Origin of the sequence: Sphingobium sp. AP50 (assembly GCF_900109095.1) — a bacterium.
Lineage (GTDB): Bacteria > Pseudomonadota > Alphaproteobacteria > Sphingomonadales > Sphingomonadaceae > Sphingobium.
On sequence record NZ_FNYZ01000022.1, the window covers coordinates 37,267 to 60,395 of the forward strand.

Annotated in this window: 23 protein-coding genes; 17 read left to right on the top strand and 6 right to left on the bottom strand. The window is 57.2% G+C overall.

What is annotated here, in order from left to right:
• Window positions 1-13: 13 nt before the first annotated feature.
• The 3 genes from BMY84_RS24355 to BMY84_RS29970 all read left to right on the top strand — a co-directional run bounded on the left by BMY84_RS24355 (window position 14) and on the right by BMY84_RS29970 (window position 1,679).
• Window positions 14-670: a DUF6766 family protein gene (locus tag BMY84_RS24355; protein WP_093087337.1), complete on the top strand. Its 657-nt coding sequence runs from the start codon at window positions 14-16 to the stop codon at window positions 668-670.
• A gap of 113 nt (window positions 671-783) precedes the next feature.
• Window positions 784-1,296 carry a hemerythrin domain-containing protein gene (locus BMY84_RS24360; protein ID WP_093087338.1) on the top strand — a complete coding sequence of 171 codons (513 nt, stop codon included), beginning with the start codon at window positions 784-786 and terminating at the stop codon, window positions 1,294-1,296.
• 218 nt (window positions 1,297-1,514) lie between these two features.
• Complete coding sequence (locus BMY84_RS29970) at window positions 1,515-1,679, top strand: hypothetical protein (protein ID WP_177204175.1); 165 nt, start codon at window positions 1,515-1,517, stop codon at window positions 1,677-1,679.
• Between the two features lie 60 nt (window positions 1,680-1,739).
• On the opposite strand, the gene BMY84_RS24365 is transcribed toward BMY84_RS29970, so the two are convergent.
• From BMY84_RS24365 to BMY84_RS29975, 3 genes are all read right to left on the bottom strand, one after another.
• Window positions 1,740-1,922 carry a hypothetical protein gene (locus BMY84_RS24365; RefSeq protein WP_093087339.1) on the bottom strand — a complete coding sequence of 61 codons (183 nt, stop codon included), beginning with the start codon at window positions 1,920-1,922 and terminating at the stop codon, window positions 1,740-1,742.
• 108 nt (window positions 1,923-2,030) lie between these two features.
• Window positions 2,031-2,576 (bottom strand): ankyrin repeat domain-containing protein, encoded by a 546-nt coding sequence (locus BMY84_RS24370; RefSeq protein WP_256215420.1) that lies wholly within the window; start codon window positions 2,574-2,576, stop codon window positions 2,031-2,033.
• Window positions 2,573-2,725: a hypothetical protein gene (locus BMY84_RS29975; RefSeq protein WP_177204176.1), complete on the bottom strand. Its 153-nt coding sequence runs from the start codon at window positions 2,723-2,725 to the stop codon at window positions 2,573-2,575. The genes BMY84_RS24370 and BMY84_RS29975 overlap by 4 nt, the downstream gene beginning before the upstream one ends.
• Window positions 2,726-3,153: 428 nt before the next feature.
• Between BMY84_RS29975 and BMY84_RS24375 the strand changes: the two genes are divergently transcribed.
• The 9 genes from BMY84_RS24375 to BMY84_RS24415 all read left to right on the top strand — a co-directional run bounded on the left by BMY84_RS24375 (window position 3,154) and on the right by BMY84_RS24415 (window position 10,630).
• Window positions 3,154-3,900: a Crp/Fnr family transcriptional regulator gene (locus BMY84_RS24375; protein ID WP_093087342.1), complete on the top strand. Its 747-nt coding sequence runs from the start codon at window positions 3,154-3,156 to the stop codon at window positions 3,898-3,900.
• Complete coding sequence (locus BMY84_RS24380; protein WP_093087344.1) at window positions 3,897-4,097, top strand: hypothetical protein; 201 nt, start codon at window positions 3,897-3,899, stop codon at window positions 4,095-4,097. Before BMY84_RS24375 ends, BMY84_RS24380 begins: the two co-directional genes overlap by 4 nt.
• Before the next feature lie 278 nt (window positions 4,098-4,375).
• The gene (locus tag BMY84_RS24385; RefSeq protein ID WP_093087346.1) at window positions 4,376-5,482 is read left to right on the top strand and encodes a glycosyltransferase; all 1,107 of its coding nucleotides are present in this window, start codon (window positions 4,376-4,378) and stop codon (window positions 5,480-5,482) included.
• The gene (locus BMY84_RS24390) at window positions 5,479-6,399 is read left to right on the top strand and encodes a glycosyltransferase (RefSeq protein ID WP_218147019.1); all 921 of its coding nucleotides are present in this window, start codon (window positions 5,479-5,481) and stop codon (window positions 6,397-6,399) included. Before BMY84_RS24385 ends, BMY84_RS24390 begins: the two co-directional genes overlap by 4 nt.
• Before the next feature lie 176 nt (window positions 6,400-6,575).
• Window positions 6,576-7,445 (top strand): glycosyltransferase, encoded by an 870-nt coding sequence (locus BMY84_RS24395; RefSeq protein WP_256215421.1) that lies wholly within the window; start codon window positions 6,576-6,578, stop codon window positions 7,443-7,445.
• A gap of 104 nt (window positions 7,446-7,549) precedes the next feature.
• Window positions 7,550-8,548, top strand: a complete 999-nt coding sequence (locus BMY84_RS24400) for an acyl-CoA dehydrogenase (RefSeq protein ID WP_256215422.1) — start codon at window positions 7,550-7,552, stop codon at window positions 8,546-8,548.
• On the top strand, window positions 8,548-9,210 hold the full coding sequence (locus tag BMY84_RS24405; RefSeq protein WP_256215430.1) for a PIG-L deacetylase family protein: 663 nt from the start codon (window positions 8,548-8,550) through the stop codon (window positions 9,208-9,210). The genes BMY84_RS24400 and BMY84_RS24405 overlap by 1 nt, the downstream gene beginning before the upstream one ends.
• Window positions 9,207-9,788 (top strand): SAM-dependent methyltransferase, encoded by a 582-nt coding sequence (locus tag BMY84_RS24410; protein ID WP_093087353.1) that lies wholly within the window; start codon window positions 9,207-9,209, stop codon window positions 9,786-9,788. The genes BMY84_RS24405 and BMY84_RS24410 overlap by 4 nt, the downstream gene beginning before the upstream one ends.
• Complete coding sequence (locus BMY84_RS24415; RefSeq protein WP_256215423.1) at window positions 9,773-10,630, top strand: glycosyltransferase family 2 protein; 858 nt, start codon at window positions 9,773-9,775, stop codon at window positions 10,628-10,630. Before BMY84_RS24410 ends, BMY84_RS24415 begins: the two co-directional genes overlap by 16 nt.
• A gap of 139 nt (window positions 10,631-10,769) precedes the next feature.
• Here BMY84_RS24415 and BMY84_RS24420 read toward each other — a convergent pair whose 3' ends face one another.
• The gene (locus tag BMY84_RS24420; RefSeq protein ID WP_093087355.1) at window positions 10,770-12,536 is read right to left on the bottom strand and encodes a GGDEF domain-containing protein; all 1,767 of its coding nucleotides are present in this window, start codon (window positions 12,534-12,536) and stop codon (window positions 10,770-10,772) included.
• A 497-nt stretch (window positions 12,537-13,033) separates the two neighbouring features.
• On the bottom strand, window positions 13,034-14,881 hold the full coding sequence (locus BMY84_RS24425; protein WP_093087411.1) for a sensor domain-containing phosphodiesterase: 1,848 nt from the start codon (window positions 14,879-14,881) through the stop codon (window positions 13,034-13,036).
• A gap of 410 nt (window positions 14,882-15,291) precedes the next feature.
• Here BMY84_RS24425 and asd point away from each other — a divergent pair, with 410 nt between their 5' ends.
• Together asd and htpG are read left to right on the top strand one after the other, a co-directional pair.
• Entirely contained in the window at window positions 15,292-16,143 is an 852-nt protein-coding gene (gene asd, locus BMY84_RS24430) for an archaetidylserine decarboxylase (RefSeq protein WP_093087357.1), read from the top strand.
• A 685-nt stretch (window positions 16,144-16,828) separates the two neighbouring features.
• Window positions 16,829-18,715, top strand: a complete 1,887-nt coding sequence (gene htpG / locus BMY84_RS24440) for a molecular chaperone HtpG (protein ID WP_093087359.1) — start codon at window positions 16,829-16,831, stop codon at window positions 18,713-18,715.
• A 135-nt stretch (window positions 18,716-18,850) separates the two neighbouring features.
• On the opposite strand, the gene BMY84_RS24445 is transcribed toward htpG, so the two are convergent.
• Window positions 18,851-20,401, bottom strand: coding sequence for a cryptochrome/photolyase family protein (locus tag BMY84_RS24445; protein ID WP_093087361.1), 1,551 nt, complete (start codon window positions 20,399-20,401; stop codon window positions 18,851-18,853).
• Between the two features lie 108 nt (window positions 20,402-20,509).
• Between BMY84_RS24445 and BMY84_RS24450 the strand changes: the two genes are divergently transcribed.
• Genes BMY84_RS24450 through BMY84_RS24460 form a run of 3 tightly spaced genes read left to right on the top strand, consistent with a single transcriptional unit; the run spans window position 20,510 to window position 22,386 of the window.
• Window positions 20,510-20,677, top strand: a complete 168-nt coding sequence (locus BMY84_RS24450) for a DUF2256 domain-containing protein (RefSeq protein ID WP_093087412.1) — start codon at window positions 20,510-20,512, stop codon at window positions 20,675-20,677.
• Window positions 20,678-20,686: 9 nt separating this feature from the next.
• Window positions 20,687-21,235, top strand: coding sequence for a hypothetical protein (locus BMY84_RS24455; protein WP_143075150.1), 549 nt, complete (start codon window positions 20,687-20,689; stop codon window positions 21,233-21,235).
• Window positions 21,232-22,386: a lysozyme inhibitor LprI family protein gene (locus BMY84_RS24460; RefSeq protein WP_093087365.1), complete on the top strand. Its 1,155-nt coding sequence runs from the start codon at window positions 21,232-21,234 to the stop codon at window positions 22,384-22,386. Before BMY84_RS24455 ends, BMY84_RS24460 begins: the two co-directional genes overlap by 4 nt.
• The last annotated feature ends 743 nt before the right edge of the window (window positions 22,387-23,129 follow it).

Consider the following 23,129-nt stretch of genomic DNA (forward strand, 5'->3'; position numbering starts at 1 on the left):
TGAGGATTGGAAGATGGTCATGGTGCGGAACAACGGACTGACGCTCGTCCTGCTGTTGTTGTTTGGAGCGAGCATTATCGGGCAATGGATCGCGGGCTGGCATGTTCAGGTCGAAGATGCGCACCGCCATGGCGAACAGGCGCTTTCGCTCAGCGCCTACAGCTTCAGCCCCGAATTTCTCTCCAGTGTCTTTGAAAATTGGGAGAGCGAGTTCCTTCAGATGTCAGCCTATGTGGTGCTGACAGCTTTCCTCATCCAGCGCGGTTCGGCCGAATCCAAGGACCCGGACGGGCCGCCGCGAGACGCAGACCTCGATCTCCAGGCGAGCAAGCCCGGTGCACCGAAAATCCTGCGATGGGGGCCAATCTGGCGCGCTCTCTATGCGCAATCGCTCGGCCTGGCTCTGGCCGCCCTTTTCGTCATCTCTTTCGTCATCCACTGGAGCCAAAGCGCCAGGGTGGCGGCGCAGGATGCAATAGCACATGGAGAACAGCCGCTGACAACGATAGCCTATCTCGGCGATCCTCAGCTTTGGTTTGAATCCTTCCAAAACTGGCAAAGCGAATTTCTCTCGACTGCAGTTCTGGTGCTTCTATCCATTTTTCTGCGCCAACGGGAATCGCCGGAATCCAAGGCTGTAGCAGCCCCTCATAACCAGACGGGCGAGTAAGCAGATGTGGATGGCTCCATACTCCCGGCCTCCTTCCTTTTTGCGAGTCGTTAGCGAGGAACCATAATTGGTGCCGACTGCTTCATTGGCCATCACCCCATAGGAGAATTAGGATGGCCGAGCCGCAATTCACCGATGCGATCGCCCTGTTGAAGGCCGATCATCGCAGGGTCGAGGATCTGTTCGAGAAGTTCGAGGGCGCGAAATCCGCAGAGCGCAAGCAGGCGCTGGCGCACGAGATTTGCGTCGAGCTCAAAATCCACACGCTCATCGAGGAAGAAATCTTCTATCCCGCTTTCCGGGGGTTGATCGAGGACGACACGCTCGACGAAGCCTATGTCGAACATGATGGCGCCAAGGTGCTGATCAACGACATAGAAGCCGGGTCGCCAGACGACGCTTTCTACGATGCAAAGGTCAAGGTGCTTTCGGAAGAAATCAAGCATCATGTCCATGAGGAGGAAATGCCGTCGGAGGGCATGTTCGCTCAGTGTCGGAAGACGGATGTCGATCTTGTGGCACTTCGCGACGCGATGGCCGCACGCAAGAAGGAATTGCTCGCGCAAGCAAAGACAGACGGGCTGCCCGCTGCAAAGCCGACAGCTGTGAACCTGCTCGCAGCCTGATCAGCCGGTAAAACGCGATGGGCCGGCGTCTGAAAATGGCGGCGGCTTATTCCCGCGATAAAAGCCCGGAATCCTCCACCTCGGAGTAAGCCTTCTCATCTGCTAAGGCGTCCCCGGAAGCTAATCATCTATCGACCAGCGTCGAAGTCACCCTGTCTGACGTTTGCGCTTTGTAATTTACACTTATCAATGGCGCAGGACGGGAAGATATGCATGTAATGTATTTCGAGGCAAAGCATGTCGACACGCTCGCATTTATCACCGACGCCTACCGCGATGATATGGTAATTCAAGGCGGATGCCTGCGCGAGAATGCGCCACCTTATAATTCGCCCCATGCCGACCTGCCGGAAGATGAGCAAGCCAATCTTGATGCGGACTAAATCGATAGGAATGAAAACGCCGCCCGGTCCCGGGCGGCGTTGCACACCCTGACGGTAGAGTTATTCCTTGGCGCCGGTTCCAGGCTCGGTCGTCTTGGGAGCCTTGCCGTCCTCGATACGGCCTTCGTTGCGAAGATCGCGACCTTCCTGCGCCTTCTTCTTCGCTTCAGGCGTGTCGCTATGCTCGTTCAGCTCCTCTTTTACAAAGCCAGCCGCCTCTTTTGCCTTACCTTCGATGCTCATGATTATCTCCTTCAATGTAGGGACATATTCAGAACACCCAGCCAATCATCGCGTTCCCTTTTCCACCTTATATTCGAACTAAGATAAATCTTGATCATGATCAGTTTTTTACAATGATTTTGGCGAGAGAACTTGTTTTGCAGTAAGGCGGGTAGCAATATCCTCCCTCCCTTGAGCAAGCGCCAAGGCCGCCGCATCATTCCCATCCTGGGCTCGCAGAGCGGGATTTGCTCCCGCTTTAAGAAGCAGATCGATAACAGGCTCGCGGCCAAACAAAGCGGCCATCATCGATGCGGTCTGACCGGCGCGGTTGCCATGGTCAGGATCAGCACCGGCCTTGAGCAGGGACTTTGCTATGTTTTCATTGCCTTTGAAGGCGACGCCCATCAACGCAGAATTTCCTTCGTTTGCAACGCCGTCTGGCGCTGCGCCTAATGAAAGGAGAAGATCAGTCGTTGTTTCATGGCCATGATAGCTTGCCAGTATGAGGCTGCTATGCCCTTTTTCATCGACTGCCTCTATGTCCGCCCCCGCTTGCAGAAGCGCAGCTATCATATCATCACGGCCAAGCCGTGCTTCTTCAAATAGCAAGGATTGCAGTCGCTCTGCAGAAGGCAGCGGCGGCCTAGGGTCGTTTGACATGCCCGGCGTCATGCTTCTATGCATCTAGCCTCGACAAACGCCGCAGCATCGAGGTCGGCGACAAGCGCGCGATCCCAAAAACGGACCTGATCGGGCAATTCAAGGACGGCTTTAGCATAAGCAGCGCTGGCGATGGCGATGATACCCTCGTCGCGATTCATTTCGGCTACGCTGGCGGCTTCTACCAGTTTCAGGCTGTTCTGATCAGCCCAAACGGGGACGCCCTGCTACGGAGTGAGTGTGGTTCCTCTTCCTACCTGATGAACTTCGTCACCGTCACCAAATCGATTCTCAAACTCGCCCGCTCGAATGGGAAATTTCCGATCGCCCATTTTGGGAGAGCTTTTCACAGCAGCGCGATCCTTGCGCCCGTCAGGGGGCCATAGCCATGAAGAGGGCTCCTGTGTGCCAGTGAGAGAGCGCACGAAATTCAAGCATCGTCGACCAACCATCCGGTGCCCGTGCTGTTGCATCACGCTGACGCAGATTAACAAACATCATAGCGAAAGATCATGAGCGCGGGATCGCACGGCCGGCTTTTCGGTTTAGCACAATCGGATCATTGACTGCGAGGATCTGCTGCTCGACCATGTTTCTGGACCGTTTTCTTGCCAACCGCCGTGGCGTCGATCTCACCAATGAGGAAAGGTCGCTGCTTGAAGGCGCGATCAGCGAAATTCGATCGGTGGAACCGCGTCGTACGATCATCGAAGCAGGGGAGAAAGTTTGCGCCAGCACCTATTTGCTGGAAGGCATATTATCGCGATTTATCGACGATAAGAAAGGTTTGCGACAATTGGTCGCCGTCCATGTGCCCGGAGAATTCGTGGATCTGCACGCTTATCCCATGCGCGAGCTTGATCATTCTGTCGGCACCTTGACCGCGGCAACCGTCGCTATCGTTCCGCACAGCGCCCTCGAGAAAATTTTGAATCCGCGGCCGGAGCTCGCTCGAAAGCTATGGTTTTCTACCCTGATCGATGCAGCAATGCATCGTGCCTGGTTGTTTCGGGTTGGCCGGCTCGATGCGGTAGGCCGGATTGCGCATTTTCTGTGTGAGATCAATGCGCGCCTCGAAGCTGTTGCCCTTTCCGACGGGCGGCGCTTCGTGCTGGCTCTCACCCAAAGCGATATTGCCGAAATATGTGGATTGACCACCGTCCATACCAACAGAGCGTTTCGTCAACTGCGCGAGGCGGGGCTTTGCAACATGCGCGCCTCGCTGGTCGAAATTGAGGATCTCTCCGCCCTCATGCGGCGCGGGGATTTCAGTCCCCACTATCTGTATCTGGAACAAAGTCCGCTTTCTAACAAAGATGAGGAAGAGTTGAAATGAAGGATAATCAATCCGTCGAACCCTTCGCCGACGCCGGGGTTGCCGCAGTGGAAGATGGGCACGTCGTTCTCGATGGCCCGGATGGGATCGCAATCACTCTGACACCACAAGCCGCCGTGGCAACGGGACGTAGCCTGGTTGAAGCTGGTGAGGCGGCTTTGGAGCAGACAAAGGGCGCTGATGAAGCCAACTCATAGCATGGCAATTATTTTCTGCTTTGGGGAACATATAGTCTTTTGACTGAAGACTTCATGATGGAAGGGCCCGATCTAAATCTTTTACGTATTCGTTTCGTAAATTTCGACCTAAAGGGCAGCATCCCGATTGAAGGGATCGATTAGCCATAAAAGCGGAAGTTGATTTTTATCAATGTGAATCCCGGCTGTGCAACGTCACCGCCTTGGAAATTTTATACAGCGGCAACGTTTAGACATGGACTGATGGCACTTCCTGCACATCGCGTCGGGGAGGCAAAATGCGGATCGCGATCATTGCTCATCTGAAATATCGCATCTCCGAGCCGTTCGCCGGCGGTCTCGAAATGCACACGCATATGCTTGCGCGCTCGTTACGCGAGCGCGGGCATGAAATTACGTTGTTTGCTTCGACGCGCTCGGACCCTTCGCTTGGCGTGGAAGCCATATGTCCAGAGACCTCGCTTCTGGAGACCGGCATAGCGGAGGCTAATGATGTCGCCTTCTTTCGAGAGCATCATGCGTATCTAGGCCTGATGACCGAACTGCGGTCACGTTCTTTCGACGTGATCCATAATAACTCCTTGCATTATCTTCCGGTGAGCATGGCCGACACGCTCGCCACGCCCGTCGTGACCACCCTTCACACCCCTCCCTTTTGCTGGTTGGAAAGCGGCGTTCGACTGAACCGGGGACCTATGACCTATGTCGCCGTATCGCAAGCGACTGCCGCCATGTGGAGCCATGTTGCTAAAACAGATCATGTCATCTCGAACGGCATCGACCTTACGCAATTTCCTTTCCAGCCCGTCGCCAGCCAAACGCCCTATCTGGTCTGGTACGGGCGGATCGTACCAGAAAAGGGATTAGACTTTGCGATCGATGCCGCGCGCCTGACCGGCTTGCCTCTGCGCATCGCCGGGCCGATCTCTAACCAGGGCTATTTTGACAACGCGATCCTCCCTCGCCTGGGGCTGGATGTTGAATATGTAGGGCATCTGGCCCATTGCGATCTTGCCCGACTTGTAGGCGGCGCGACGGCCGCGCTCTGCACGCCGCGGTGGGAAGAACCCTACGGCCTTGTGGTAGCTGAAGCCCTCGCCTGCGGCACGCCGGTGGCTTCCTTCCGGCGCGGCGGCGTACCTGCGCTTCTGGGCGAAGATTGCGGCGTTCTCGCTGAGCCAGACGACGTTGCGTCTCTCGCGTCGGCTGCGCTTGCGGCTTCGATACTGAGCCGCAGCGCCTGCAGAGTCCATGCTGAGCGATATTGCGACGCCCAACGCATGGTCGATCAATATGAAGCGGTTTATCAAAAAGTTTCTGCCACTTATACTGACAGCGGCATCGAACAGGCCGTCACCGCTCCACTTGTTGCGAGCGTGGCGTGAACTTGGCTGCGTGCGTCTGCGTACCGGCCCGTAATGAGGCGCAGCATATCGGCCAGCTGATCGAGGCCTTGGCACAACAGACTGTCCAGAATTTCTCAGCTGCGATCTGTATCAACAACAGTAGCGACGCCACCCGCGCAACGGCGATGAGCGCGATGAGAAAAATCAACGCTCGATTTCATTTGCATGTTGTCGAATGCGAGTTCGAGCCCGGTCTTGCCCATGCCGGATCTGCTCGACGTGCTGCGATGGACCTGGGCGCCGAACTGCTTTCCGCTGGCGGCATTCTCATATCCACGGATGCAGATTGCCGCCCACCAGAAATTTGGGTGGAAGCCAATCTTCAGCATTGTGCAACGGATCATATTGTCGGCGGCCGTATCGAATTGGACGAACTGGAGGCTGACGCCATGCCGGCGATCTTTTCGATACGTAGTCGCTTCGACGCCTATTGGGCAGCAGTCCGAGCGATTGAGGATGCGATAGACCCAGTCGAATGGGATATGCCGCCCAGGCATGGTGACCACACTGGCGCGAGCCTCGCGCTATCTGTTGATCTTTACCGGCGCGCTGGCGGTGTGCCGCTTATTTCCACCGGAGAGGATCATGCTTTAGTGGACGCGGCAATTGCTGCAGGCGGAAGGCTCGTCCACCCCAATGTCGTATGGACGAGAGCCTCCGCCAGAACAGCGGGACGCGCTGAAGCCGGCATGGCAGCCGACATGCAGCAATGGATTGATTATGCAAACAGCGGGAATGTTCCGATCGTGCCTGCCCTCGTGCATTGGGAAGCTCGGGCGCGATGGCGCCGGCGAGCGAGGAAGGTGTTGGGGACAACAGCGCTAAGGGAGGCCGAACGATCCCTTGTCCCTATGCCCTGTGACATGCTGCTTCCAGAAGCGGGCGCAACTGCGTGAACCGCCCGATCGGATATTATGTGCATCATCATGGCGACGGCCACCGTCAGCGTGCCTTAGCGATCGGTTCCATGTTGACCAACGTCACGCTTATTGGGACCGCAATGGCGGGGAAGGCGGATCATCTGCCCACTCTCGATCTCCCTGACGACCGCCTTGGCGAGGATTTCTCCGGCGTGGACCATGTGGAACGGCCGTCGGCGCTGCATTACGCCCCGCTGGATCATGAAGGCATCCGGGAGCGCACCGCACTCATGACGGGCTGGATAGCGCAGGCCCGACCGCGTTTGATGGTGGTCGATGTGTCAGTCGAGGTCGCAATGCTGGCCCGGCTAGCTTCTGTGCCCACTGTCTATGTTCGCTTGAACGGCAGACGGATCGATACAGCGCATCTTGACGCCTTCCGTGGCGCAACCGCTTTATTGGCCCCTTTTCATGAAGCGCTGGACGATGACGATGTTCCGGCCTGGGTACGCGGAAAGACTTTCTATGCACCTGATATCGTTCGATCGCTTCCCAGTAGGTCGCACGAAGGCGATGGCGTTGTGCTCGTCATCCTGGGCCGCGGGGGCGGCATCTCCGACGGCGACAAGTGGGCGGATGCCGCTCGATCGACACCCGGGCGTCGGTGGCGAATTCTCGGTCCCTGCACGACCCCGCTGGACGTTCCGGGCAATCTCGATTTGCGAGGCTGGGTGGATGACGTCGCTCCGCATATTTGCGGAGCAGACGTGGTCATCGGCGGCGCCGGGGATGGCGTAGTCAGTGCCGTTTTGACGGCTCGCCGTCCCTTCATCTGTCTGCCTGAAGATCGACCTTTCTCTGAACAATTGTCGAAGGCAAGGAGGCTTACGGCAACAGGCGGAGCGATCGTGCGTTATGATTGGCCAGAGCAAGAAGAGTGGCCTGTGTTGATCTTGCAGGCGATCGAACAGGCTGATCACTGGCCAGCCTGCCTGGCCGACGAGGGCGGCGCGGAAAGGGCGGCCTCTTGGCTCGACAGCCTTCCCTCCGCAACGATCAGAGGCAGGAGCGACATCGCGTGATCCAGGATATAGAGGAGCAATTCACTGACACCGTCGATATCGTCGATCGGCTTGCGACGCTCGGCGCCCGCTATGATGCCGCACCCAATTTCCCTGTCGAAAGCATGGCCGCTCTGATCAGGAGCGGACATCACCGGCGCTTTGCGCCGCAGGGCTGTGGTGGACAAGCATTCGACAGTGAGGCCGCGCGTAACCGCGCAATGGCAGAGAACCTGCGCCAAGTGGGACGTGGAGATCTCAGCATTGGCCGCCTTTATGAAGGGCATGTCAACGCAATGCTGCTATTCGACTGGTACGGCACGAGTGAGCAGCATCGCTGGCTGACGCACGCTCTTGATTCCGGTGCCTGGTTCGGCGTGTGGGCGACGGAAAAGGCGCCGGGTGTCAGACTGACACAGGTTGGCAACGCTTCACTTTCAGGCGAGAAGATGTTCGCCAGCGGTGCTGGCGGCCTCGATTATGCGCTCGTAACTGCGGCCAGCACGGACCATGCACGGAGGTTGGTCATCGTATCCGCCAGCGACAAGGCACGGGCTGACCTGTCTGGATGGCGGGTGCGCGGCATGCGGGCGAGCGTCAGCGGACGCTATTCATTGGAAGGCGTTGCGGTTGAACCGTTGATGCTGCTGGGCGAGCCAGGGGACTATGATCTAGATCCCCGTTTCACCGCGGGCGCCTGGCGCTTTTGCGCGACCCAGCTTGGCGGCATCGAGGCGCTGGTCTTGGAGATCCAGCGCTCCATGTGTGATAGCGCGCGCGCGGATCCGGTTCAACGGGCACGCTTTGCTGACGCGGTGGTCGCCATGCGAACCGCTGGCTTGTGGGTAGCAAAGTCGGCTGAGTCCTTCGCGGCGGATCATGAGAATGCCGTGACAATGGCACGACTGACGCGCAGGGTTGTCGAAAATGCAGGGTTCACGGTTATGGAAGCGGCTGCGCGCATTCTTGGGACGCAAAGCGCTTTTGACGGGCAGCGTACTGACAAGATCATCCGCGACCTTTCTCTTTATTTGCGGCAGGGCGGCCCGGATCATGCGCACGATGAAGCCGCCAAAACGCTTCTTGATCACGACATCTGGTCCGGAGGCGAGCGCTTATGGTAATGAATGAACCTTTGAGACGCAGTCGTTGGGCAAAGGCGCGCTGGCTCATATTCGCACCCCATCCCGATGATGAAACGCTGGGTGCCGGAGCCTTGATAGCGCATTGCGCTGCCCATGAACGACTGGGTGGGATCATCTTTCTGACGGACGGAACCGGATCGCATCCTGACAGTACGCCGCGCGTAGCCATAACCCGGCGAAGGGAAGCGCGCCACGCCATCGGCAGGATGGGCGCCGGAAAAATCTCCACAGTCTGGATGGGCTGGCGCGACGCCCATCCCCATCCTGTCAACAGCAAGATATTTGCGCGAGACGCTGATCGCATTGCTGCCCTGATCCGCTGGCAACGGATCGATGCCGTTGCCGTGTCAGATCATAGCGAAGCGCATTGCGACCATGTAGCGGCATATTATCTGGCTGCAGCTGCTCTGCGCAGAGCAAAGCGCGCTGTCGCCTTGTTCGCTTATCATGTGTGGAGCGAACCACCGCCTGGTGCCCGGCGTGTCGCGACGCCCCCCATGCTGTCCGGCCGACGCCGACACGCCCTTCGGGCTCATCGCAGTCAGATGTCGCCGATCCTGGGCGATGGCTTCCGGCTTCCGCGCGACAAGTTCCGCATGACCGCATGCGACGTCCTCACATTGAGGAGTGATTGCCGATGACCGGCTCGAGCCTGCCAGCTGCGTATTTCGATGGCATCTTTGCGTCGGATGAGGATCCCTGGAATTTGGCATCGAGCGAATATGAGGCCGCCAAGTTCGCGCATACCCATGATGTGCTGTCAGATCGGCGATATGTTCATGCGCTTGAGGTTGGATGTGCGCATGGCGTGCTGACAAGCCACCTTGCGCGCCTCTGTGACCAGCTTCTGGCCATCGATATCAGCACCAATGCCCTGGCAAAGGCGCATGAACGCATTGGCGATCGTCCCGGCATGGCTCTTGCCCGGATGGCATTTCCAAAGGAAGCTCCGGATGACCAGCCCTTTGATCTCATAGTCCTGTCCGAGGTAGCCTATTATTGGGATCTGGTCGATCTCGACTGTGCAAGCGAGTGGCTGCGCAACAAGGTGAGGTCCGGCGGCCGTGTCATCCTTGTCCATTATACAGGAAAGACCGACTATCCCCATAGCGGCGATGACGCAGTCGAGATCCTCTGGTCGGCGCTGGACGCAAGTTTTGAGATTGAGCAGACAGAGCGCCGGGATACTTATCGGCTCGATCTATGGAAGCGTCGCTGATGGGGGTCTCCGTTCTCACCCTTGTTCGCAATCGTAGCGCGCATCTGGCGCAGCTGGTGGAAGGGCTTCGGCGCAGTGATCGGAAGCCTGACGAACTCATTATCGTGGATATGAGCGATGAGCCAGTCATCGTGGGGCCCACCAGTTTTCCGGTTCGCATCGATCGGTTCGAAACGCAGGGCCTGCCGCTTGCCGCTGCGCGCAACCGAGCAGCGTCCCTCGCAAACCATGACATGCTGCTGTTCCTCGACGTCGATTGCATCCCGATGCGTGATTGCATCACTGTCTTGTGTCAGACTCTTTCCAGCCATGATGCCCTGCTTTGTGCAGATGTCCGCTATCTTGGTCCATATGACGCACGTGGCGTCTGGGAGGAGACGGACTTACTCGCGCAAGGCCGTTCCCATCCGGCGCGCCTGTTTCCCAACCAGGGGGTCCGGGAAGAGAAGAATGCGGGGCTCTTCTGGTCCCTCGCCTTCGCATTGCGTCGATCGACTTTCGAAACAATTGGCGGATTTGATGATGGGTTCACAGGCTATGGCGCCGAAGACACCGACTTTGGCTTCAGGGCCGCTACATGCGGGTTGAAGCTGCTGTTTGTGGGTCGGGCGATTGCCTGTCACCAATATCATGACAGCTATGAACCGCCGGTCCAGCATGTCGCTGATATCGTACGTAATGCGATGCGGTTCAGGGCGCGTTGGGATCGGTGGCCGATGGAAGGTTGGCTCGACGCATTTGCCCGCATCGGGCTAGTGGCATGGGAAGGCGAGAGGCTTGAACTGCTGCGTCTGCCAACCCACGCCGAAATGGAAGCGTCCAGAGTAGAACCGACCGGGTGAGATGGACTGACGAAGCACAGTTTGAAAATGATATCGTGACGCAACCGTCCCTCCGGATCGGATCATGCTCCATTTTTCTTTTAATTCCTGCGATTTCCAAGGTAGCCAGGCATCAGCCACGGCGCGGCCGAAACCATCCTCAGCATTTCAGCGCGACTTCGCCAAGATCACTATATCTATCAGGCGCGTCCATCAATTGGATTGCAACCCGGTCGCGTCCGCCCCGTTTGGCCTCGTAAAGGGCTTCGTCCGCGACGCGATAGAGACTATGAAAATCGGCAGCGATCGTGGATCTTGTGATGCCTATGCTCGCGGTGACCTTGCGATGGCCGATGACGTCGCCATGGTCGTAACTGCTAATTTCGTGGCGAAGAGCCTCCGCAAAACGCATAAGTTCCACATCTCCCATTCCGGCAACCAGCACCGCAAACTCCTCGCCGCCCAGACGTGCGGTTGCGCTGACCGGGCTTTCGTGGGGGGCAAGACAACACGCAATCCCCTGTAGAACCAAATCCCCCGCTTCGTGACCGTAAACATCGTTGATGGACTTGAACCAGTCGACATCGATCAGGAGCAACGCCACCACGTCGCCTCTACCTCGCGATATATTGAGGATTGATCCGGCCCGTTCGATGAATCCACGCCGATTGGGGAGTCCGGTCAGGGCGTCACGACGTGCCAGTTCCTGTGCCTGGGCTTCAGCCTGGCGCGCGATGTCACGTTCCACGCGCAGTCGGGCGTAAGTGCGCGAGGCCGCAATCGAGAGCCATAATGTCTGCCATGCTGCTGCAAAGAGGACGAGGATCTGCGATCCTCCGCCCCAGAACATGGTATCAGCGTCAAAGAAACTCGTGGAGCCGAGTACCAGCATCGGCACCGCCCAGGCGCCTGCAAAGCTGCGCGCCTCGCGGCTCCCCCGTCGCCAGGCCTGCCCGATCGAGACGGCCACTGAGAGCAAATTTGCAAGGACGAGCATAGCAAGCACGGCGCCAAGGCTCTCGATCGGTCCGGATCGCATCAAAGAGAGCGGTAAGCCAAGCGCAAACACGCATCCCGTGAGCCCAAGTGCAGTCCGCCTGAGGTAGACGCTCACATGGACCTGCTCAAGTGCCGTGATGGCACTCAATGTGGCAAGAGCAATGGCGAGGCAAGAGAGCCCCGTGCATATTTGTGCTGAGAGGGCACCAGCCATGGCCGGAAAAAAGAAGAGGTGGAGTTGCGACCAGCATGTGCCCCAGGCCAGCATGGAGGCCGCCCAAGCCGCCTGCCAGGCCGAGAACTGTCTGCGCACGGCTAGTGCCAGCGAGGCATTGTAGAGCGCGCCCGACAGCAGCAGGACAAGCGCCGCGCCGATCAGAGTCGCTAATCCCGTAGTCTGGGTGCCTTCTTCACCTCGTCCGACGAGCCGCATGCGCAACAGCCTGGCACTCGCCACCTTGTCGAAGCGCAGCGTCACTTTTGTCAAAGATGCGTCTCGCTGTGGCGCACGAAAAGCAAGCTGCCCACCTGCCCGCCAATGCGTTCCAAAGTCTCCACTGCGGACAGCCTGCCGTTCCACGGCACCATCCGCATAAAAGAAAGCAACGATCAAACGATCGAATCGGGAACTATGAACGATCAAGGAGAGGTCGTCACGATCATACGCCTTTGGTGGTATCATAGCCTGGAGCCAAAGCGTTCCCCGCTGATAGCGCTCTGGTTGGCCGATACACGCGAATGTTGAGGGCGCGACGTTCCAGGGTGCCACTTCTTCGCTTACCGCATGGCACAGGGGATGATTTATCCGTAGCGCCTGGGCCGATACAGGCGATGACCCACATAGCCCTAACGCTCCCGCGCTGGCGATCAGGCACAGGGTAGCCAGGATTTTCTTCAAAAGGCGTAGCATCGGCGATTCGAGAACCATGGCAGCGCGGACTATGGCAAAGTAGCGAATATATCATGGACAATGCGGTGAACTCCTCCGAACCGATGGTTTTTTTTTGATAGATGGAAAGACCATGTCTCCCCTTTGCGGCGAAGCTGACTGGTCCCATTCCGTCGATCAGTTACGGAAGATCATGTCGTCAGGGTTGGAATGCGAGGGCGGATTGTGAAGCACAACAGCTCATTCCTCGGATGCGCCACCGGATAAAATGTTGATCCTCCCCCGAACGATCGACTGATTGCAATCTTCCGCAGCTAAAGTCTTCAGCTTGGGTCGCACTTATTCCTATCCTGGATTAAGTCGGTCATTTTGCCCAGCATTGCTGGCGTGGGATTGTGGCCGTAATAAAAAAAGGCAGAGCCAAAGCTAAGACGTTCATCCACTTGCAAGTGCCATCGCCAGCCTGTCGAGGAGAACATTGTGATGTACCGCCCCCTCGACGAGATAGCGGATTATGTTCATCGAAGCTCGATGACTTACAATTCGTTGCCTGCTACCTGCACTTCTGACATTTCGGCAGGCGAATGCCGCCTAAAGGCCCCGATGGAACGGCACGCACCTGAACCTTGTGCATAGAGACGGAGAAGTTTACTCATTTCCGAACGAGAAACAGCCGGCGAGTAGAGGAACCCCTGCCCAATACGACATCCCAAAGTCAGCAGATGTCGCGCCTGGCTTTCGGTTTCGATGCCCTCGGCCAAGAGGCGAATATCCAGTTTTTGAGCGATGGACGTCAGCCCCTCGACGATTGCTGCACTGGGACTGCCCATTTTAAGTCCTGCAACAAACGACCGGTCAATCTTTATGATATCCACCGGAACTGTCAGAAGGTGGGTTAGCGACGCGAATCCCGTACCAAAATCGTCGAGCGCAACCTTGAGGCCGTGATGTCGCATCTGCGCAATCTTGGCTCCAACATTGTCGTCGCGATCATCCAGATAGACCCCTTCTGTAACCTCGACGATCAGATGCTTCAGCGGTACATTCGCCTTTACGAAGCAGGCGCTGAGATATTCATGGATCGGAATGCTTCTATGAAGGTCAGCTGAGGATATATTCACACCCACATGTTGGAAAGCGATGCCTTCATCGAGCCAATGGCGCACGTCATTTGCCACATTGTCCAGCATGATGTCGGTAATGGCCTGAGCAATGTCCACATCCGACATCGCCTCGTGGAATTCGCCTGCAGTCTGAACCTTGCCATCAGGTGTAATCATTCTACATAGCGCTTCGACCCCGACGATTTCCGCAGTGTCGAGCCGCACAACAGGTTGATAATAGGCTTTGATCCTGCCTTCCCGGATCGCGGCGCCTACTTCCTGAATGGCGGAAAGCCGCTGCGTTATCGCCATGCCGAGACCGCGCCAATAACGGACAAATCCCCCTCGCCCTGTCTCCTTGGCATGATAAAGGGAATGATCCGCATTTAGCCTCACGCTATGTGGCAACGGGTCGGCCTCAGACACAATGGCGCCACCGATGGTGGCGCGCGGATAAAGGCTATGGCCGAGACTTCTCACGGGAGGTGACAGGCGATCGAGGAGGCCATACGCCATGGTTTCCAGATCCTGCAAGGCTGCAGGTGATTGTACGATTATGGCAAATTCGTCGCCGCCGATCCTGAATGTGCGGTCTGGGGCTGCTGCATCTGCCATGCGGTGCGCCACTTCTCGCAGCAAAATATCACCGGCATGATGTCCGAATGTATCGTTCACCATCTTTAAATTATCAAGGTCAATGGCCAGTAGCGCCCAGGCACCTGGCTGCGAACAGTCCAAGGCATCGAGGGCGGCATTGAAACCATTGCGGTTCGCAAGCCCTGTAAGGCCATCGATCCGCGCTAACCTTTCACGCTCTTCGACACGATCGCGGCGCTCGAAAGCGAGGACGCAGAGGTGGACGCAAGCCTCGACGATATCTCGCTCTAGTTTAGTAGGTCCCCTATGTCCTTGATAATAGAAAGCGAAAGTTCCGATGACCTGCTCCTTGCCATCGCGGATCGGCGTCGACCAGCACGCGCTATACTCCAGTTGATCTACCAACTCACGATAGTCACTCCATAATGGATCTGTTCGGATATCCCGCACCTCAACGTCGGCACCGAGGAAGGCGGCCGTGCCGCAGGAGCCTACCGAAGGACCAATCAACAGACCGTCAAGCGCCAGAGAATAACCGGTCGGTAGAGAGGGAGCCGCAAGCGGATGAAGTAGCCCTGCGGCATCGACCGTAAGAATCGAACAGGCCGTGTCAGGCACAATGGCCTCAACCTCCAGACACAGTCTCCTGGCTGTTTCCGGCAGGTCGTCGCCTCTGGCGACCATCTCCAATATTATGTTCTGGAGGCGTAACAACTTACTATCCCGCAGCTTTGATTATTAGAAATTCACCACATGGCGTAAAGCCGAAATGAACAAATATTATGAACAAACCGATAATCTTGCTGAAGATCTTCCCCGTTATGGTGTGGGTTAGACTTAGCAGGCGTCAGACGCGGTCAGAAGGACTTCAACGCTGAAGATATTGTCCTGGTTTTAAAAAACAGATATTCGTCTGAAAACGCGGTGTTAGCGCCCTTTGCCTATGGCAAGCGCATAAGAGTTGGTGCACAAATTTACATAGCCAAGTGCGACGATACGTCTTAGGTCGTGAGTGATATTAATGGCAAAGCTCAAGGCATCTCTATACTTTCAGACCGCAATATGACCGTCAGGTCGCTACTTCGAGGCTCACTTTGTCTGAACGGCTAAAAATCCTGCTTCAGCATCTCCTTCCCAAGCAGGCGCTGACCAGTCTCGCTGGCCGCATAGCAGGAGCCAACGCCGGCCCGGTGACAACCCATTTGATCAACTGGTTCGTCAAAAAATATGCTGTAGACATGACCGACGCCGAAAACGCGGATCTGGCAAGCTATAAAAGCTTTAATGACTTCTTCAGCCGGTCGTTAAGCATCGGCGCGCGCCCGTTGGCCCATGCTGATTTCATTTGCCCGGTCGATGGAGCGATCAGTCAGTTTGGCGCCATTGACGACCATCACATATTGCAGGCCAAAGGCCATAACTTTACTACTGCCCAGCTGGTCGGCGGCGATGCCGAACTGGCTGCCAGGTTTCGCCACGGCTGCTTTGCCAACCTGTATCTTTCACCAAGTGACTATCACCGGTTGCATATGCCCTGTGATGGCATGTTGACGCGGATGATATATGTACCGGGCACCCTTTTTTCGGTCAATCCGGTTACCGCAAGAGGCGTGCCCCATCTTTTTGCCCGCAATGAGCGTGTGGTGTGCATCTTTGAATCGCCGGAACATGGGCCGTTTGCAATGATATTGGTAGGTGCCACGATTGTCGGCAGCATCGCTACGACATGGCACGGCGTCGTCAACCCGAAACGGAATAAGACGTCGTCTGAGTGGACGTATCCCGATCAACAAATCTGCCTGAAGCAAGGTGATGAAATGGGCCGTTTCCTGCTTGGCTCGACCATCGTGATGCTATTTACGAGAGGCGCCATCAAATTTAATGAAGAATGGAGATCGGAAAGGCCTGTTCGGCTCGGCGAAATGATGGGAAATCGCAGGAGCTGAAGCCGGGTCGATGGCTTAAATGCTTGTTCTGACCTGCCACGACGTTCGGCGGCTGATTTTCCATTCTCCAGCGCTGCCGGTCTGGCTCTCTATCGGCGCGCCCGATCTATGATGCACAACTTCAGCCATTGGCACTCCAGGATTTGATTGCTCGTCGCCAATGGATATGCGGGGAAGCCGACGTTCCCGCGGCCGGTGGTTATCTTGCCAGACTTGAAGAACGCATCGCGGCGTTGGCCGATATTCCTGTTCGTGGATGACCGCGCTATGATTTGTCTCCGGGCTTGCGGAGGTTGGCGCTCGGGCGCGAACTATTGATTACCTATGATGTGGCGGAAGGGATGGTCACTGTTCAGTGCCTCATAAGGGCGGTCCACCTGGCACCGCTTTTTGACAAAACCTAAAGTTTGCAGCGGTTAGTTGCGGTAGATTGTCCGTTTCTAAGTTCATGACCTGGATTGGCCTATAGGTTGCCGTCGCGGTCGTCGCCCCTTGCAGGCCGGCCAGCAAAATCCTGGTTGCAGGATTGCGCGTGTCCGCTTTTCATTGACGTCAATCCGCGACCGTATCTTCGCCCTCTGACCGGCTCACCATTATGAAAAATGGCCAGCTCTGTCCTCTTGAACGACAAAAGCTTTCGATCCATCTGTCGCACGCCGATTTAGGAATGCGAGCCGGAGAGACGATGACAATGGATGCCGTTACCGCCCCTGAAACACATGCTTTCGAGGCAGATGTTTCCAAGCTTCTGCACATGATGGTTCATTCGGTCTATTCCGACCGAGACGTTTTTCTGCGCGAACTTGTTTCCAATGCTGCCGATGCATGCGAAAAGCTGCGCTATGAGGCGATCTCCAGCCCGGCACTGCTCGGCGACGAACCCCAAGCGCGCATCAACCTGAAGCTGGACAAGGAAGCCGGCACGCTCGTGATCGAGGATAACGGCATCGGCATGACTGCCGCCGACATGGGTGAGACACTGGGCACCATTGCACGGTCGGGCACGAAGGCGTTCATGGACAAGCTTGCTGCGGACAAGAATGGTGAGGGGCAGCAGCTTATCGGCCAATTTGGCGTCGGCTTCTATTCAGCCTTCATGGTGGCGGGGAAGGTTGAGGTTGTTTCTCGCCGTGCCGGAGAGGTTGATGCAGCCATCTGGAGTTCCGACGGGCTGGGTACATATACGATTGCGCCGGCCGATCCTGCAGCAGCCCCTGCGCGCGGGACACGCGTCACATTGCACCTGCTCGAGGATGCCAAGACCTATGCCGAGCGCTACACGGTTGAGCGGATAATCAAAGCGCAATCTGGCCATGTGCCGGTTCCCATCTTCCTCCAGGAAGTCGCAAGCGAGGAGGAGCCAGCGCAGGTAGCCGACGGCGTCGCGCTGTGGACCAAGGGGAAGAACGACATCAGCGAGGAAGATTATGCCGATTTCTATCGCAGCCTGGCAGGGCAGTTCGACAAGCCAGCTCTGACGCTACATTACCGCGCAGAGGGGCGTCACGAATATTCCGTTCTGACCTTCATTCCCGAAACCAAACCGTTCGATCTGTTCGACCCCGACCGTAAGGGTCGCATCAAGCTCTATGTGCGCCGGGTATTCATCACTGATGAGGCGGATATCCTGCCGCGCTATCTTCGTTTCGTGCGCGGTCTTGTCGATTCCGCCGACCTGCCGCTCAACATGTCGCGCGAGATGATCCAGGACAGCCCGGTTCTGTCCGCCATTCAAAAGGGCGTAAGCAACCGCATCCTCTCCGAACTCGACAAGCTATCGGTCAGCGAGCCTGAGCGATATGCCGCTATCTGGGAAAATTTCGGACCGGTCCTGAAGGAAGGGCTTTACGAAGATTTCGAGCGTCGCGACGCGTTGCTGGGCTTGGCCCGGTTCAAAAGCACGACGTCCGATGGCGAATGGCGTTCGCTAAAGGACTATGTCAGCACCCTGCAAGAAAACCAGACCGCCATCTATTATGCGACCGGCCATGACCTGGATCGGATCGCGCAATCACCTCAGATCGAGGGCTTCAAGGCGCGTGGTATCGAGGTTCTGCTTCTCCCCGATCAGGTTGACAGTTTCTGGACGACGATGGGCGTCGATTATGAGGGGAAGCCTTTCAAATCTGTCACCCAAGGCGCTGCTGATCTGAGCCTCATCCCGCTGGCTGGAGGGAGCAGTGCTGCAGCAACCCCAAGCGAAGAGGCCAATAACTTCATTATCTTCGCCAAGGAGGCATTGGCAGATCAGGTGTCCGACGTCCGCATTTCAGACCGCCTGACCAGCAGCGCGGTCTGCATTGTTGCGGCGGACAACGCCATGGATCTTCAGCTGGAAAAGATGTTGGCCTCGGCCGGCCGTGCGCCCGAGCGAGCCAAGCCGGTTCTGGAGGTGAATGCCGGCCATGCGCTCATCGCAAAGCTGGGGCAGGTCAGTGGCGATGAGGAAGGGCGACGGGATCTGGCGTTTCTTTTGCTTGATGAGGCCCGGATTGCCGAAGGCGAGGCGCCGGCTGATCCACGGGCCTTTGCCGAGCGGCTGGAGCGTTTGATGACGAAAGCTCTGGGATGAATGGCCGTGGGGAGCCTACAGGCTCCCCACCTACTGAAAGGTTCGGCCGGGCGACTTCGCCAACAGCCCCCACTGGAGACATCTAGCGGTCAAATCCCGATTCCCAGGAGCGGATTGCGAACCAATCCCCTGTCCCTATCGCGCCCAACCTTCCGCGGCAGGCTCAAGCGTTCTCAAAAAGATTGCCGCGCTGGCGCGATAGGCATCTCTCATCTCCGGCTTCATGCGATCCCAGTTTGCATATATCTGCACCATTCTGCGGTTCCGGCGGAAGCGACGCTCGTGCCGTGCAAGGAAATCCCAATATAGTGCGTTGAAGGGACAGGCATCCGGCCCGGTCTTCTTTTTCACGTCATAATGACATTTGCCGCAGTAATCGGACATCCGGTTGATATAGGCGCCGCCACCCGCATAGGGCTTGGTCGCCAGACGGCCACCGTCGGCGTGTTGGCTCATGCCGATGACGTTCGGCAGTTCGACCCACTCATAGGCGTCGGCATAGACAACCAGAAACCAGTCTGCGACGTCCTGGGGACGAACACCCGCCAGCATGGCGAAGTTGCCCAGCACCATCAGCCTCTGGATATGATGGGCATAGCTATTGTCCCGCGTGTTGCGGACAGCATCGGATAGGCAGAGCATGTCAGTTTCACCCGACCAATAGAATTCCGGCAGTGGGCGCACTGCTTCAAGAGCGTTGGCATTGCCGACCTCCGGCATTTCCAGCCAATAATATCCACGTACATATTCACGCCAGCCTATGATCTGACGAATGAAGCCCTCGGCGGCATTCAGTGGAACATTGCCTGTGGCATATGCGTCGGCGGCAGCCTGAGCCACCTCGATCGGCGTCAGGAGACCGAGATTCAGCGCAGGACTGAGCCAGCTATGGTAGAGCCAGTCCTGGCCCATAACCATTGCGTCCTGATATGTGCCGAAATCCGGCAGCGCGGTTCGGACAAAATGTGCAAGCGCCCGTCGTGCCTGCCCAGCTGTCACCGGCAGGCTGAATTTGTCCAGACTTCCGAAATGTCCGGAGAAACGGTCTTCAACCAGCGCCAGCACCTGCTGTGTCATTGCATCGGGCTGGAAGTACATGGGTTCAGGATAATTCAGGCCGCGCTTGGGCGGCGCGCGATTATCCTTGTCGAAATTCCATTCTCCCCCTTCCGGCTTACCATCTGCATCCATGAGCAGACCCGTCTTTCGCCGCATGTCCCGATAGAAAAATTCCATCACAAGGTCGTTACGTGCCTGAGCCCATGTCTGGAATTCGAGGATGCCACAGATGAAGCGATCATTGTCCAGCACATCCACCGGCAATTTGAATCGCTTTGCCCAACCATCGATCATCAGCTTCACCCGCCACTCGCCGGGTTCGACGATGCGGATGGATGTCGGACGATGACGGTCGACTGCGCGCTGTACCTCTCCTGTAAAGCTCCCACTGCTGTCGGCATCATCAATGCTGATATAATCGACGTGCCAGCCTTTGACGCGAAGCTCCTCGGCAAAATGGCGCATCGCCGAGAATATCAGGGCGATCTTGCGTTTATGATGACGCACATATGTGGCCTCGTCCCTCACCTCCATGAGGAGAACGACCGCATCCGACGGTCGGATATCGCGGAGCGACGCTAGTTCGTGGCTGAGTTGGTCGCCAAGGACAGGAATGAGGATGGTCATGTGATTTTTTCGGTTTCCAAACGGGTTCAGATCCTATCGGATGCGTTAACGCCCGGAACAGGTCATGTTTGCGCACGATAGCCAAAAGAGACGCCGCTGATGCCCCGCATGCAGAAGAAATCGGAATTCCCGTCGAAAATCTGCCCTGTGTGCAAGCGTCCGTTTAGCTGGCGCAAGAAGTGGGCGCGTGACTGGGATAAGGTCATCTATTGCTCTGACCGGTGCCGGTCCAACGCCAAACCCGGAGCAGGTGCATCCAGTGCCCCTGTCGCTTAAGGTTCGGCCATGTCACGCGCACTCTGTCTATTGATCCTGCCACTGACCCTGATGCTGACAGGCTGCTGGACTGGCCCGCTGCTCTTTACCGCCGTCGATGCTGCCAAATCCCTCGAAGACGGAGCCTATCGTCTGGTGGAGCCGGGATCGAGCGATCCGGGCGGCGATGTTCTGAACATCCGCAACCAATATGATGGCAGCTTACTGGTGACAGGCCCGGACCATCCCTGGCGCGTGCTGACCGTACCGCTGCTTCAGGCAGGAAGCGGCAGGTTCATACTTCAGCTACAGGAAAGCGATCCCAAGAGGCCCGAACGTTCCATCAAGGCGACCTATATGCTGCTCGACATGCGCAGACAGCATCCGGCTATAACGATTCTTGCCTGCGACGCAGAGACTGCAGGCGCCGTCGAAGCCAGCGGCGGCTTTATCGCGCGCGATCCGCAGTCGGCATCAAGTTGCGGTTTCACTGACGGGGCTGTCCTCAAACTGCGTATCGCCGCAGCCGGCCAAGGCCTGTCGGAACCAGATATCGAACTGATAAGGGTTGCTGAATGACGCATAACCTTCTGATCATCACCGCTGCGCTCCTGCTGACGGCCGCGACCAGCCCTCAGCCTGACCGCCCTGCCCCGGCCAAGGCGCCTGTTCCGAGCTTTTCCTGCGCTTCGGCACGTACCGCAGTCGAAAAAGCCGTCTGTGCTGACCCAGCGCTGTCATCGGCAGATCGCGAGATGGCGAGCCTCTTTGCGCTCGCCCGCACGAGCGCCTTTGGCAACGGTCCTTCCAACGAACTGGCAACACAGCGCCAAACCCTTAAGGACATGCGGTCGTGCGAAGGGATGGCTCGATCGCTACCCATTGGGAAATGCCTTGCACCACTCTACGCGCGGCGTAATTTCGAGCTGGCGACCGCTATATTGACGCGAGAGCCGGATAAGGCGAGCCCTGTTCTTCGCCGTGACCGCACAGGCTTTGCCCCGATACTCGAAGCCATTGCGCTTTGGGCCGCCGAACCGGTCGACGCATCCTGGTCGGTCCCTGAACGGGCGACAAGCCGGAAGCGTATCGTCGCCCTGTTATCGCCCTATCTGACGGCCCTGCAGTCGGACGAGAGCCAGTCATTTGGCTGGTCGATCCTGTCACGCCCCAGCGGCGACGATCCGGTTGTCAGCGATATCGACGACATTTTGCGTTCCGATCGTCATTTTGCAGCTTTTCTCAATGTTCTTGGCCCCTATCTGTCCGAAGAGAAAGAGGCTGGCGTCATGCTGCGGGATTTGCCCTGCTCCGCGGTCATCAGGCACCCCGATCTGCTGAATGCGACCGGTGCCGTCTTCGGCTCCACCATGGATAATTTCGTCTTTCGCACGGATTGCGCCCGTACTTTGCCGCCGCTCCCTGCCCTTTCCCAACTTGACCGGAAAATCCTCAACAACTGGCCGGCCTGCGACGGCTCGATCCGCTTTGCCGCCTATCGCGCCTATGCTGTTGCCCTTGACGCGGCGCGCCTGGGACAATCAACTGGAACGCAGGCCGACGAAAACGGTCGACCGCGCGTGGTCGCCGCATCCGACATAGACAGCGCGCGCGCCGAACTGACAGGATATTATGTCAAATATCTGGCCAAGTCCCCCGAAGACGCCAAAAGACTGGCAAGTGACACCATCGGCGCCATCCTCTCGAGCGCGCATAGCTGCGGCACCTGAAGTTCAGGAGCAGCCATGGCAATTCACCGGCAATATAAAGAACGTATTGCCAAATGGGCGAGCCCTTGGTGCGACGGTCCGGCCACCTATCACCGGTATGAAGCGCGCGTCCATGAATTCCATCTGCACCTTAAATCAGTCTGCCGACGAACGCCATCGGCATGGTCGGCGAGAGGCCGACCCAATCTGGGTCGTCATGCAAAATTATATTCATGATGACGAAACCCGCAATGGTGCGAGGCCAGCCCATTCGGATTGCACTTTGGACTTAGATCCGAGGTTTTTTAGGCAAATTGTCTGGGAACCTGCTCGCTGTCGCTGCACCGCTTGGCCCGCGCTGGGGGCGATCACTTGTTGGATCAGGAGCCCTCGGCTCTTCGATATCTGTGCTCAAGATAGCCGGGCTTCCCAGCCCTTCCCCTGCGATCGTCGCACTTTTATCTCCCGGCGAAACCTTTTCTGCCGCTTTCCGATTGGTCGGTCCGCCAGCGCCGGTATCTTCAGGGCCTTCGGTTGTTTTGGGTGTCTTGGGCATTCTCGCTCTCCTTTTATCGCACTTCCATCGAAGCAAACAAAGCGCATGCGCAGTTGTTTTGACTATCTAGGATGAACCACTGACCGTCCATGTTGATCCAGGAGACTGGGCCGGATTGATCGTTTGAATGGCTACCTAAGATAAAGACCCCGCCAGCCATGGGAACGCCAGCGGGGTCTATCGAAGGGTCTGTTGAACGCCTTTCGGG